We start from the raw sequence: 14406 nt of genomic DNA, 5'->3' as shown, positions 1-14406 counted from the left end.
ACGAGGACCTGACCTAAATTTCGAATTTTGTTTTAAGCTGCCGCTTTTTGTTCCTTAATCCAATTCTTAATACGTGCATCCAATATATTTAAAGGCAAAGTGCCTGCATTTAAGATCATGTCATGGAATGCTTTGATATCAAAACGATCTCCAAGCTCATGCTTCGCTAACTCTCGTAGCTCTAAGATTTTTAGTTGTCCCATCTTGTAAGCTAATGCTTGTGCAGGAACAGCAATATAGCGGTCTGCCTCTGCCTGAATATCTGGTTCATCTAAAGCTGAGTGTTCACGCATAAAATCAATCATTTGCTGACGGGTCCACTTTTTATAATGTACACCTGTGTCAACCACTAAACGACAAGCACGGAACAACTCACTCGATAGTCTTCCATAGTCTGAAAGCGGGTCTTTATAGAAACCAACATCTTTACCCAACTGCTCTGCATAAAGTGCCCATCCTTCAATATAGGCGGTGTGGTTGGGTTGCTTTCGGAACATCGGCAAATTTGGCAGGTTTTGGGCAATATCAATCTGCATATGATGCCCGGGAATTGCCTCATGGTAAGCAGTCGCTTCCATGGATATTTTTGAACGTTCAGAGAAGTCCCCTGTATTCACATACACTTGTCCAGGTCGTGAACCATCAGGTGTTCCTTGATGATACTCAGCACCTGCCGCTTCTTTTTCTCGATATTGCTCTACAGGTAAAACTTCAACTTTATTTTTGGGTAATAGACCAAATAGCTTCGGCAGCTCTGGTTGCATTTGGGCAATGTATCCACGATAAATCTCTAAAATTTCTTCACGAGATTTGGGGAAAACAGCTGGATTTGTTTTTAAGGATTGTTGGAAACTTTTTAAATCGTTGAAACCTTGTGCTTTTGCAATTTTAAGCATTTCCCCTTCAATACGGGCAACTTCTTTTAATCCGAGCTGATGAATATTTTCAGGGCTTTCCGAGGTGGTCGTATTATTTTCTACATAAAAGCGATAGAGCTCATCACCTTTTGGCAAGCTCCATATACCCTCGTGTTGTCGTCCATAAGGTAAGTAATCTTTCTGAATAAACGTCCCGAGTTTTTGATAAGCAGGCCGAACATACTGATCTATGGCCTGTAGCATTTCACGGCTTAAACGCTCTTGTTCTGCTTTCGAAATGTTGTTTGGAAATTTCTTTAATGGAGAAGCAAAAACACTGTCCTTCCCTGCGGGAGTTGCAATGCTATCAATCTGCTTTGCCACCTTCTCAAGTAAATACTTCGGTGGCATCAAGCCATCTTTTTGTCCTTGTTTCGCTAACTGAACACCTTGATCAAGAATAAGAGGGATTTGTTTTAAACGAGCAATATAGTCTTGATATTGCTTAGTATTATTAAATGGAATCGAACTAATAAATCCCGGAAATTGTAAATGTAGTCCCCACATTTGATTGAAAGGCATCTCATACAATTTCAAATCATAACTTTTAAGTGTCTCTTTCAACTGATAAATCATTAAATCTTTATTTAACTGATCAGTTGTAGAAAAACCTGTGCTATCAATTGCTTCAAAACGATTTAAAAAATTTTGCGTACTTTTTTTATCTTTCTCGATCTGATTTTTTGAAAACTCGGTCCAACGATTGTTGTAGCGTAAATCTCCTAAAGTAGTTGCAGTTTCAGGATTATTTTTTAAAGTATATTCCCACTGTTCTTGTAAAAGCTGGTTTAAAGCTTTCACCCGAACAGAGACATCACTCTTTTGTTTAGATTGTGACTTTTCAATAGTATTCGTATTAATTTCGGGGGTTGCAGCATCAGAAGAATGAGACATCCAAAATAAAACACTGATACAAGCAAAATGTAAGGTTCTGTTTTTCATTTAATTATCCAGACATGTGTAACCAAGTTTAAAATATAGACAAAACAAATTACGTGCCAAGCAGCATATAAAATGGTGTAAAAATCGAGTATTTTTTAACTCAATGATTTTATAAATTAATTTTCTTTTTAATTAAATTATTTATAGTTGCTATCTATATTCTCTATCTGACTTTAATTTACCAGAAAGTCAAAAAAAAGAGCACATGAGCGATCTCAGTGCACTTTTTCATTTCTACATTAAAAATTGTTTCTCAAGAAAACAAATATTGATAAACAATATAGGCAGCTAGTTTTGCAGTTCGGTTGTCTAAGTCAAACTTTGGATTGCACTCAGCAATATCTAAAAGTTTGATTTTGCCAGTCTCTTGAATATGCTTAAAAATTGCTTCAAAAGTGGCTAAATCAATTCCTTTTACAGCAGGTGCACTTACTCCGGGTGCAACCGCGGCCGCGAAGACATCTAAATCAATCGTAACGTACAAACAGTCTACTTTTTTAATAAAAGCATCAACTGCTGCAAGAACATTAGGTAGGTTAAAAATATTAACCTCATGATCGCGCAAATATGAGCAATTTAGAGCATCGGCTGTATCAAACAAAACTTTAGTATTGGCATGATTCGCGACCCCAATACATAAATAATTAAATTGTTTTTGGTTTTGTTCTGAAAGTCGAGCTGCCTGTAAGAAAGGTGTACCAGAGGTTGCATGCTCTGCTTCACGCAAATCAAAATGGGCATCGAAATTAATAATACCTATTTTTTGTTCAGGTGCATGTGCTTGTACATATTGGAATAAACCGCTAAAGCTGCCAAATGCAACTTCATGCCCGCCGCCAAGTACAATCGGTTTTAAACCATTTTTTAGGCTATTTGCGACTTGCTCTGCCAACTCAGTTTGAGCTTGTTCCAAATTGCCATATTCACAAGTTACCGTACCTAAATCGACAATGCTCACTGGACGATGAATAGGTAAATTGGCAAGCTGGTTACGGATTGCATCTGGAGCATCTGCCGCACCGACGCGACCTTTATTACGTTTCACGCCTTCATCAGAGCTAAAACCAATCAACGCAAAGTCTGCGTGTTGGGTCTTGTTGATAATATGATGAATGCGTTGGTGTGCTTCGCCTTCGCCATCATGGCGGCCTTGCCATTTAAATGTGTGATTCATGGTCATACCGTTTAAAAAATAACTTCTTGTCCATGCTGAATCACTCGCTTAGGCAAATCTCCGCCAAGCCAGTAAACAATTTCAGATGGATGTTCAATATCCCAAGCGACAAAGTCAGCAACTTTACCCTGCTCTAAACTGCCATGCGTTTGCTCTAAACCGAGCGCTTGTGCAGCATGAATGGTGACACCAGCTAACGCTTGTTCAGGCGTTAAGCGGAACAACGTACTGCCCATGTTGAGCATTAAACGTAAAGAAAGTGCCGGAGATGTACCCGGGTTTAAATCACTCGATAGCGCAATACGCACACCATGTTTAATTAGACTTTCAACCGGTGGGTATTGTGTTTCACGCAATAAATAAAAAGCGCCCGGTAACAGCACAGCAACCGTACCCGACTCTGCCATTGCTTTGACATCATCTTCGGTCATGTATTCTAAATGGTCAGCCGACAAAGCATGATACCGCGCTGCCAAGCTTGAACCGCCTAGCGATGAAAGCTGTTCAGCATGAAGCTTAACTGGTAAATTTAAAGACTGTGCTGTTTTAAAAACACGTTCGACCTGAACAGGTGAAAATGCTAAATGCTCACAGAAAGCATCAACAGCATCGACTAAACCTTCAGCATGCAGTTTAGGCAGCATTTCTGTACAGATATGCTCGATATAAGCGTCGCTTTGATCTTTGTATTCTGGTGGTAACGCATGTGCTGCTAAACAAGTACTTTTTACCGTCATTGGTAAAACTTCACCAATTTGACGGATCACGCGCAACATTTTGCGTTCATTTTCGTAGTTGAGCCCGTAACCAGATTTAATCTCGATGGTGGTTACACCATCTTGCTGCATACAGCGAATGCGCTTAAGTGCCGAATTTAATAATTGTTCTTCGCTTGCTTCACGCGTTGCACGCACTGTACTTGCAATGCCACCGCCGCTTGCTGCAATTTCAGCATAGCTCACACCTTGTAAACGTTTTTCAAACTCAACACTACGGTTGCCACCAAATACACTATGCGTATGGCAGTCAATAAACCCTGGGATTACCCAAGCGCCATTTAAATCAACTGTTTCAGAATATGTGTCGGTAGGAAGTTGTTGTTGTTTTCCAATCCACTGAATGAGATGCCCTTCTGTGACAATTGCTGCATCTTCAATGTAGGAGTATTGCCCATTTTGCATGGTCGCAATGTGGCAATTTTGCCAAAGTTTTTTCATGAGCCTTTCCTCAAAACTGCCCAATAGTTAAACCACTGGGCAGTTCATTTGTTAGCTTTCTATCTCAACATTTTGTTGGATAGGATTATTTTCCTTTCCCAGATTTTGCTCTGGTTTTACCCATATACGATAAGCAATAGTTAAGAGTACAAGCCATGTTATACCTACATAAATTGCAGGACGTGAATCAGGGAAATAACCCATCATGACTAAAATGAACACCATAAAACCAATCGCGAATGCAGGTGCATATGGCCAGCCCCATACAGGGAAATCAAGTGCTTTAATTTCAGCAGTAGATAATTTACGGCGCATCGCAACTTGCGAAAGCAAAATCATGAGCCAAACCCATACAGTTGCAAAAGTCGCAATTGATGCAATGATCATGAATACATTTTCAGGAATCAGGTAGTTCAGTACCACACCCGTCAATAGCACACCAGCCATTACCACAACAGTCATCCATGGCACACCATTACGTGACAATTTCTGGAAAACTCGAGGTGCTTGACCACGGTTTGCCATACCATAAAGCATACGACCTGCGCCGAATACATCACTGTTAATTGCTGAAACAGCCGCTGTAATCACGACAATATTTAAAATATTTGCTGCTGATTTAATGCCTAAATTTTCAAAAATCTGGACAAATGGACTACCTTGGCTACCAATTTGGTTCCATGGGAAAATCGACATGAGTACAAAAATGGTAAGTACATAAAAAAGTAAAATACGAACCGGAACAGCATTAATTGCTTTTGGCAAAGTGGTTTTCGGATCTTGAGACTCACCAGCTGTAATGCCAATAATCTCAATACCACCAAAGGCAAATACAACTACAGATAAACATGCCACCAAACCGGCAATACCATGCGGCATAAAACCGTCATAAATCCATAGGTTTGAAATGCCCGGTACGAAATTGCTATGATCAGCCTGGAAGCCATAGAACATAAGCCCTAAACCACCTAGAATCATGGCAATAATGGCAGTAACTTTGATAATGGATAACCAGAATTCGAGCTCACCAAAAACTTTAACGTGAATTAAGTTAATGGCACCCAAGAACATAATTAACGATAAAATCCAGATCCACCTCGGCACATCGGGATACCAGAATCCCATATAAATACCAAAAGCAGTGACATCGGCAAGTGCAACAATCACCATTTCAAAAACATAAGTCCAACCTGTGGTAAAACCTGCCAGTGGACTAATGTACTGTGATGCGTAGTGACTAAATGAACCAGATACAGGGTTATGGACAGCCATTTCACCCAGTGCGCGCATAACAATATAAATTGCAATCCCTGCAACGATATACGCTAGTAATACTGAAGGCCCAGCCATTTTAATGGCAGTTGCCGAACCATAGAAAAGCCCAGTTCCAATTGCTGAGCCCAATGCCAAGAAACGAATGTGACGGGTGTTCAACCCCCGCTGTAGTGTGGAGTTTTGTGACATTATAATCTCCAATCCTTGAGGATATTTAGTTAGATTCGGCCACTCCATGTGACCGTTTTATTAATCACACTTCAGATAGACTAGGGAGTAGGTTTGGAATAATTAACTCGTTTAGACAACCACTCGACAGTAATTCACTTGCCTGTTCAATATCAGGAGCAAAGAAACGGTCTTCGCTGTAGTACGGCACTTGAGCGCGCAAGATTTTACGGGCTTGTTCAAGTTTAGGCGAGCTTTTTAGGCCTTCACGGAAATCTAAACCCTGACAAGCGCCTAACCATTCAACAGCTAGAATGCCGCGAACGTTATCCGCCATTGGCCAAAGTCGTTTACCCGCATTAGGTGCCATCGAAACATGGTCTTCCTGATTCGCTGAAGTCGGTAAGCTATCAACACTCGCCGGATGTGCTAGTGCTTTGTTGTCACTCGCAAGCGCTGCTGCTGTAACTTGAGCAATCATGAAACCTGAGTTAACGCCACCATTTGCAACCAAGAACGGTGGAAGCTGTGACATGTGGCGGTCCATCATCATCGAAATACGACGTTCTGAAAGTGAACCAATTTCTGCAATTGCCAATGCCAGATTATCTGCCGCCATTGCTACAGGTTCTGCATGGAAGTTACCACCTGAAATCACATCACCTTCTGCTGCAAAAACAAGAGGGTTATCAGACACTGCGTTTGCTTCAATTGCTAAAACTTCAGCAGCCTGACGGATTTGAGTTAGACATGCACCCATCACCTGTGGCTGACAACGCAATGAATACGGATCTTGAACTTTGCTACAGTCTTCATGTGAATGTGCAATTTCACTTGATTCTGTTAAGAGGTCACGATAAGCCGCAGCCACATCAATTTGACCACGTTGACCACGTACTTCATGAATACGTGCATCGAACGGTGAACGTGAACCAAGCATTGCTTCGACGCTTAAACCACCGCATACAGTTGCAGCAGCAAATAAATCTTCAGCTTCAAACAAACCACGTAAAGCATAAGCGGTCGAAACTTGTGTACCGTTTAGAAGTGCCAAGCCTTCTTTAGCTGCTAAAGAAATTGGCTCTAAGCCTGCAATTTTTAAAGCTTCCACTGCTGGTATCCATTCACCTTTATAACGCGCTTTACTTTCACCAAGCAAAATCAATGACATATGCGCAAGTGGTGCCAAGTCACCTGAAGCACCTACTGAGCCTTTAAGAGGAATATGCGGATAAACTTCTGCATTAATTAAAGCCAACAATGCATCAATGACTTTACGGCGAATACCTGAGAAACCACGTGCCAAGCTATTTGCTTTCAATAGAATAATTAAACGAACCATTGCATCATCAAGTGGCTCACCTACACCTGCTGCATGCGAAAGAACCAATGAACGCTGTAATTGTTCTAAATCTTCAGGAGCAATCTTGGTTGAAGCAAGTAAACCAAAACCTGTGTTAATGCCGTAAGCTGTACGCCCTTCATTTACAATCTGTTCTACACAAGCCACGCTTGCGTTGATTGCAGCTGAAGCACTGTCATCTAATTTAACTTTAATCGGGTTGAGGTAAGCTTGACGTAAATCAGCTAAGGTTAATTTTCCCGGTTGGATCAATAATTCCATGTTGGCTTCCTAATTTTTGGCACTATATTCTGCTGAGACGGTGCTTTTCACAATTGCAAAAAGCACCGCCAGTTCTTCCATGTGTTTTTATTGCGTGATCATTGGCAAGTTTAAGCCTTGCTCTTTCGCACAGTTAATCGCAATTTCATAACCTGCATCGGCATGACGCATAACACCTGTTGCAGGGTCATTGGTCAGTACGCGAGCAATACGTGCAGCAGCGTCATCTGTACCATCACACACAATCACAACGCCTGAGTGTTGAGAGAAGCCCATACCTACACCACCACCGTGATGTAAAGACACCCAAGTTGCTCCGCCTGCTGTATTTAACAATGCATTTAATAAAGGCCAGTCTGATACCGCGTCTGATCCATCTTGCATTGCTTCAGTTTCACGGTTTGGACTCGCAACTGAGCCTGAGTCTAAGTGGTCACGACCAATCACGACTGGTGCTGATAATTCACCACTACGAACCATTTCGTTAAAAGCTAAACCAAGTTTTGCACGTAAGCCTAAACCCACCCAGCAAATACGCGCTGGTAAACCTTGGAAGCTAATGCGTTCACGTGCCATGTCTAACCAGTGATGTAAATGTTCATCATCCGGAATTAACTCTTTAACTTTGGCATCTGTTTTATAAATGTCTTCTGGATCACCAGAAAGCGCTGCCCAGCGGAATGGACCAATACCACGACAGAACAATGGACGGATATATGCAGGAACGAAGCCAGGGAAATCAAAAGCGTTTTCTACGCCTTCTTCTTTCGCCATTTGACGGATGTTATTACCATAGTCAAAAGTTGGAACACCCATTTTTTGGAAATCGAGCATTGCTTGTACGTGCTTTGCCATTGACTGTTTTGCAGCTTTTACAACAGCTTCTGGTTCTGTTTTCGCACGTTCACGGTATTCATCCCAAGTCCAGCCTACTGGTAAGTAACCATTGAGTGGATCGTGTGCACTTGTTTGGTCTGTTACCATGTCTGGACGTACACCGCGGCGCACAAGCTCAGGTAAAATTTCAGCGGCGTTACCATGAAGTGCAATTGAAATGACCTTGCCTTCTTTCGTGTAACGATCAATACGCGCTAAAGCGTCATCTAAATCAGTTGCTTGTTCATCTACATAACGCGTACGTAAACGGAAATCGATACTTGCTTGTTGGCATTCAATGTTTAAAGAACAAGCCCCTGCAAGCGTTGCAGCTAAAGGCTGAGCACCACCCATACCACCTAAACCAGCAGTTAATACCCAACGACCGTTTAAATCACCGTTGTAATGCTGACGACCTGCTTCAACGAAAGTTTCGTAAGTACCTTGCACAATGCCTTGGCTACCAATGTAGATCCATGAACCTGCTGTCATTTGACCGTACATTGCGAGTGCTTTTGCATCTAACTCGTTAAAGTGTTCCCAGTTTGCCCAGTGTGGTACAAGGTTTGAGTTTGCAATTAAAACGCGTGGTGCATCTTTATGAGTTTTAAATACACCCACTGGCTTGCCCGATTGAACTAATAAAGTTTCATCAGTTTCAAGATTTTTTAAAGTATCTACAATTTTGTCGAAACATTCCCAGTTTCGTGCTGCACGGCCAATACCACCGTATACAACCAACTCTTTTGGGTTTTCTGCAACGTCCGGATCAAGGTTATTCATCAACATACGTAATGGCGCTTCAGTTAACCAACTTTTAGCCGTCAATTCAGTGCCGCGTGGCGCACGAATTTCTACATCACGAAATTTTGTTGTCGTTGTTGTTGTCACAGGCGGACTCCTTCCTTTGAGCTTACATCAGCAGAACATCACTTGTTTCTGCATTTGTATAGTAATGTATTAACTTGTATATACATCCATATACTACACAAATATTTTACGGCGTGAAGAGGCTTGCTCATATTTTTTTGCAAAAACTTAATAAGCACATGAATTAAAATAATTTATTTTTACAAACCGCATAAAAAAAGCACATATCCTTTCACTAGATATGTGCTTTTAAAAAATAACTTATTTAGTTTTAACGTTGAATTAACTCAATAACATAACAATTTTTTGCCCAATTTTGAGGGAAATAAACTGAGTTAATTGCAGTGGTTTTCTTAATTTTTAAAGTCTCATTAGCAGTGAGTACAAAGGTTTTATCCTCAATCGCTACTTCAGTGTCAGAACCACTATTAAAAATGAAAATCAGGTCTGCCGAGCTTAAAAAAGTCTGTGCTTCTCTACCGTCTACTCTCTGAAAGCGGGCATGAAATTTTGCAGGATCATAAATTAAATTTAAGTCTCGGATTGCACCGTTAACCAGTTCACTATGCACCTGACTTTCACCATGAAAAGCAAAAATATCGCCCAGCTTTAACGATCTAGCAGGCAGATCATCGACATGTAATTCAATACCTTTCCCATCAAGTACAGTAATAATTCGCTGCTTATTCGGAAATGAGGAAAATGGTCCAGAAGTTGTCACATCTGCCATCGAAATTCGCCAATCGAAATCAAGATCACCTAGGCTTCGCGCAATTTCCAAAGTATAGCCTGCACCATTTTTCCAAAGCATTTTTGTATATTGGTCTGCCTTGAGTACTTCAATCATTGCGTAAATTTGCCTTCGAGATAATAACGACTGCCGGGATAAGTCAGACGGGCACTAGAAATAAGTTGTTTGTTTGACCATGTACGACGGCGAATGAGTAAACATGGTTCAGTTTTAGTGATTTTTAACCACTTACACTCTTGCGGAGATGCCAAAACGGCTTCAACAATGTGCTCGCCTTCTGTCACAGGTGCTTTTGCCATTAAGTATGCATTTGGAGTAATGGTTTTAAAATCTTGTTCTAAATAATCTGGAATGAGTGCTGCATCAACCAAACGATCTTCGACTTGAACTGGCACATCATTTTCATAATGCACAATAATTGAATGAAACAGCTTTTGCCCTTCACGAGTCTGCATTAATACACTTTGCTCTGCATTTGCATAAATTTGTTCTAAAATTAAAACTTCAGCATGGTGCTTATGGTTTCGTGCAACAATCTCTTCGGCAATATTATTAATTTGAAAAAGTGCAGTTCGGCCTTGCCCTTCAGCAACGAAAGAACCAACACCCTGTATACGTACCAATAAACCCTCAGTCGTTAATTCGCGTAAAGCGCGATTTACTGTCATGCGACTGCAACCAAGTTGATTGACCAACTCGCTTTCAGAAGGAATTTTTTTATTTACAGCCCAAGATCCTTCATAAATCTTTTGTGAAATCAGCTGTTTTACGCGTTGATATAAAGGAACTGGACTATCAGCTTCAATCGAAAGCTCAGCATGTTCTTGTTTTGATGTTCTGGGCATAACAAATACTCAAAAAGGCAGCAGGCAAAATCATATTTTAGTTGACATGCTATGTATATACAACCACATACAATATGTTAATTAATGAATTAAATAGATTTTAAAAAGTTTAAAAAATAAACATAGCTCAACAAGAGCTAATTTAAAGTTTTATGTAGATAAATTCAAATATATAAAGGTTTTATCAATATTTATTTAATAATTATTTGTGCTATGCCTTTGCTCCATTCAAAGATAAAAAAGTATGATCCTTTTAGGTTTACGAAATGATGCTTAAAAATTTTATTTAAAATAACTGATCGATAGTATTCTTCTGCCACACAGTATATTAATAAAACTGGAAGCACATCGAATGCGTAATTATAAAATAGATATTCTCCGAGGAATTTCTATCCTTTTGGTTCTTTTACACCATTTTAATATTCCCTATAAACTTAAAGATACATGGTTAGGTTTTAATTTTTTAGGTGAAGCATTTAGTACCTTAATCGCAAGAAACGGAAATTATGGCGTGACCATGTTTTTTGTGATTTCGGGTTTTTTAATTACCCATCACACTTTAAAAAGAGACAAACAATTCTCAGCAATTAACCTCAAACATTTTTATATCCGACGAGCAGCCCGCATTTTACCGTGTCTGGTTTTACTCATTTTAGGCGTAAGTTTACTTTGGTCATTTGACTTAAAACCCTTTGTAAACCAAGCTCCCAATGGCATTGAGGTCTCATATCCCTTAACCATTTTTGCAGCTTTAACCTTCTGGATGAATATCCTGATTATTAAATTTGGTTGGGTAAACTACGCTTTGGGCGTGTTGTGGTCACTCTCTGTAGAAGAAGTTTTCTACTTTGTGTTTCCATTATTGTGCCTGCTCACGCGTAGTAATAAGGTATTTATTGCCGTGCTTATTGGAGTAATTTTATACGGACCTTATTTTAGATCTCTACATTTTGGAGAAGAAAGCGGTGCCTATTTATATCATTATTTTTCGAGTTTTGACGGCATAGCCATTGGTTGCTTAACTGCGATATTTTCTCATACATATCGACCAAATTGGACCTATAAAAAACCTCTTTCTTGGTTGATTATTTTAAGCATGGCCACTCTATATTTATATGCGCCAATTAAAGAAGTCAGTACATGGGGTATTAGTTTATTTGCTTTTGCCACAGGCATACTCATTTTGTGTTTTCAGCATCCTACGGGAACGCAAGCGCATAGTCTATTTACAAAAATCATGGTCTGGTTGGGGCAAAGAAGTTATGAAACCTATTTGTTTCATCTGGTTGTGCTGGGTCTCATGAAGGTTGCTTTTATTCCAGCTCAAACTGACTCTAGCATCAAAATTATGCTTTTAATTGCCTATCTCATTGTGACTTTCATCATTAGCGCAGTAATTGAAAAATATTATTCGACACCGCTTAACAGCTACATTCGTAAGCTATTTATCAAAGATAAATCATAAAAATAAGCCCCTTTTAAATAGGGGCTTATTTAATTAGGCAATCAACATGGTTTCATCATCTTGTTTAAAAGGATTAGACCAGCTCTGCCAAGCTTGTGGACCTAACGCCATTTCTTCATCATTTAATAAACAATGGTCTAATCTTTCTATTAAAGCTTGCTCATCCATTTGCATACCAATGAGAACCAGCTCTTGCCTTGCATCACCTGTTTTTGCATCCCAAACCTTTTTAATTTGTTCAATGCTGTCTAAATCACTTGGCCAGTCTTCTTCTGCAACGGCAGCCCACCAATAGCCTGCTAAGCCGTGCCGAGCCATCGCACCCGCTTGTGACCATGAATAAGCCAATGTCGGTTCAGCAGCCAACCAGAAAAAGCCTTTGGAACGAATAACTCCCGGCCATTCAGCCTGTACCAAATCATAAAAACGCTCTGGATGAAAAGGTCGGCGGGCACGGTAAACAAAGCTTCTGATTCCATACTCTTCGGTCTCTGACGTATGTTCGCCACGCAATTCTTTTAACCATCCCGGCGCTTGTGCTGCCTCATCAAAATCAAATAACTGTGTATTTAAAATTTTATCTAAAGCAATCTTTCCAAATTGAGCAATTTCAATTCGAGCACGCGGGTTTAATGTCTTTAGAATTGCGGTGAGCTGCTCTTGCTGAGCTTGGTCAATCAAATCAATTTTGTTCAATATAATCACATCACAAAACTCGATCTGATCGATAAGAAGATCCACCACAGTTCGTTCATCTTGTTCGCCTAGCGACTCTCCGCGTTCTTGAAGTGAGTCCAAAGAGCTGTAATCTTTGAAAAAGTTAAAAGCATCGACTACCGTGACCATGGTGTCTAGGCGAGCAAACTCATTTAAAGAATTTCCATTTTCATCTTCAAAGGTAAAAGTTTCTGCGACTGGCAACGGTTCTGAAATACCTGTTGACTCAATCACCAATTGGTCAAATCGCCCTTCATCGGCTAAACGTCTAACTTCAACCAGTAAATCTTCTCGTAGCGTACAACAAATACAGCCATTACTCATTTCAACCAGCTTTTCATCTGTTCTTGAAAGCTCCGCCCCACCTTCACGTACTAAAGCCGCATCAATATTCACCTCAGACATATCATTCACAATCACGGCAATACGGCGACCTTCGCGATTATTTAAAATATGGTTAAGTAATGTGGTCTTTCCTGCCCCCAAAAAGCCAGATAAAACAGTGACAGGAAGTTTGGCAAATGAGTTGGCGATTGCAGTTCGCATGGCTTGTTCTCGTTGAATAATATTTAAAACTAATCATGACTAACCATTAAATATGGTCAGATGGCAGGTGTTTCTACTCTAAACCACATTAATGTTATGTTATAACATAACTATTGATCAAGTTTTTATTCCAGTTTTATTTAAGCCAATTCACTTAGTCTTTGAAAAATTTGCTTTTAAAAACCCTGACACATTGACGTTTTATAGTGGTGATCAGGCCCCCACGCTCTAAAACCTTGGCTATCAATATGAATTTGTCCCGAGGCATACACCCCCAATCCCATCTTGAGTGCTTGCCCTTTGGTTGCCCAGAACTGACAAATTTTGGTTTTGCTTTGTTGAATATTGAACTGGTCTAAGTCACTAGGCTGTTCTGGCCCAATTCGAAAATCCAGCGCTGCATTAAAGACATGTCGAGAAGCATCCGCACCACCAGCACAGCGGTTTAGAGATAAAGCTCGATAAACCGATGTTACTTCAAAATCGTTTATTACCCCATCGTTAACCAATGCTTTTAAGATGCTGAGTGTCGGAACGATATTGGACCAAATCTCGCGTGGAGGCACCGCATAGGGTTCAACTCCACATTTTTGCCAATCTCGGGCTGAACGTAATAACTCATGGTCTGGAATTAAAGTAGCAAGGCCATTTTTTTGCAGAAATTGCTTGTAAGCCTGTACAGATTGTCGATGTTCCCCTGTTGCTAACCATGCAATATAATCCTCAGGTTGTGGCTTTATTTTGCCGACTGACTTTGAAGGTTGAGGCAGCATGGACTGCGGTTGCAAAAGAATCGTTGGCTTGGGTGTTTGGGTACTACACGCTGTGAGAGATAATAAAAGTAAACCTAAATAACGCTTCATAAATATGCTCTATCTTCACCAATAGTGGGAAAGATGCTCATCATTAAATTCAAGAAATGTTATATTATAACAATAATAAAATCTTTTACTTTCTGTTGCTAAATTTTAAAAATAAAAAAGGACGTATGAAATACGTCCTTTTATGGTTAAATCAAT

The 14406-nt window shown here is 40.1% G+C and carries 11 protein-coding genes; 1 reads left to right on the top strand and 10 read right to left on the bottom strand.

Translation table 11 applies throughout. The features are described from left to right. Positions 1 to 32 precede the first annotated feature (32 nt). The 8 genes from ACB088_RS16715 to hutC form a co-directional block, all read right to left on the bottom strand. Positions 33 to 1859 carry a DUF885 family protein gene (locus ACB088_RS16715; protein WP_375037500.1) on the bottom strand — a complete coding sequence of 609 codons (1827 nt, stop codon included), beginning with the start codon at positions 1857 to 1859 and terminating at the stop codon, positions 33 to 35. A gap of 253 nt (positions 1860 to 2112) precedes the next feature. After that, positions 2113 to 3033, bottom strand: coding sequence for a formimidoylglutamase (gene hutG, locus ACB088_RS16710; protein WP_375037499.1), 921 nt, complete (start codon positions 3031 to 3033; stop codon positions 2113 to 2115). Between the two features lie 11 nt (positions 3034 to 3044). After that, entirely contained in the window at positions 3045 to 4250 is a 1206-nt protein-coding gene (gene hutI, locus ACB088_RS16705; protein ID WP_375037498.1) for an imidazolonepropionase, read from the bottom strand. A gap of 51 nt (positions 4251 to 4301) precedes the next feature. Continuing rightward, positions 4302 to 5714, bottom strand: coding sequence for an amino acid permease (locus ACB088_RS16700; RefSeq protein ID WP_375037497.1), 1413 nt, complete (start codon positions 5712 to 5714; stop codon positions 4302 to 4304). Positions 5715 to 5778: 64 nt separating this feature from the next. Next, positions 5779 to 7317 carry a histidine ammonia-lyase gene (hutH, locus tag ACB088_RS16695; protein ID WP_003654215.1) on the bottom strand — a complete coding sequence of 513 codons (1539 nt, stop codon included), beginning with the start codon at positions 7315 to 7317 and terminating at the stop codon, positions 5779 to 5781. An 87-nt stretch (positions 7318 to 7404) separates the two neighbouring features. Beyond that, positions 7405 to 9084, bottom strand: coding sequence for a urocanate hydratase (gene hutU / locus ACB088_RS16690; RefSeq protein WP_004640122.1), 1680 nt, complete (start codon positions 9082 to 9084; stop codon positions 7405 to 7407). Positions 9085 to 9334: 250 nt separating this feature from the next. Then, complete coding sequence (locus ACB088_RS16685) at positions 9335 to 9910, bottom strand: HutD family protein (protein ID WP_307013361.1); 576 nt, start codon at positions 9908 to 9910, stop codon at positions 9335 to 9337. Next, positions 9907 to 10659 (bottom strand): histidine utilization repressor, encoded by a 753-nt coding sequence (hutC, locus tag ACB088_RS16680; protein WP_017391094.1) that lies wholly within the window; start codon positions 10657 to 10659, stop codon positions 9907 to 9909. Before hutC ends, ACB088_RS16685 begins: the two co-directional genes overlap by 4 nt. A 352-nt stretch (positions 10660 to 11011) precedes the next feature. Here hutC and ACB088_RS16675 point away from each other — a divergent pair, with 352 nt between their 5' ends. Then, entirely contained in the window at positions 11012 to 12124 is a 1113-nt protein-coding gene (locus tag ACB088_RS16675; protein ID WP_375037496.1) for an acyltransferase family protein, read from the top strand. A 33-nt stretch (positions 12125 to 12157) separates the two neighbouring features. Here the strand turns inward: ACB088_RS16675 and zigA are convergent, their stop codons facing one another. Together zigA and ACB088_RS16665 are read right to left on the bottom strand one after the other, a co-directional pair. Next, positions 12158 to 13387 carry a zinc metallochaperone GTPase ZigA gene (gene zigA / locus ACB088_RS16670; protein WP_307013365.1) on the bottom strand — a complete coding sequence of 410 codons (1230 nt, stop codon included), beginning with the start codon at positions 13385 to 13387 and terminating at the stop codon, positions 12158 to 12160. Between the two features lie 176 nt (positions 13388 to 13563). Beyond that, positions 13564 to 14250: a YcbK family protein gene (locus ACB088_RS16665; protein ID WP_375037495.1), complete on the bottom strand. Its 687-nt coding sequence runs from the start codon at positions 14248 to 14250 to the stop codon at positions 13564 to 13566. Positions 14251 to 14406 lie beyond the last annotated feature (156 nt).

This window comes from Acinetobacter sp. RW6 (assembly GCF_041956835.1).
Taxonomy (GTDB): domain Bacteria; phylum Pseudomonadota; class Gammaproteobacteria; order Pseudomonadales; family Moraxellaceae; genus Acinetobacter; species Acinetobacter calcoaceticus.
This window is presented reverse-complemented; position numbering and strand designations above follow the sequence as displayed.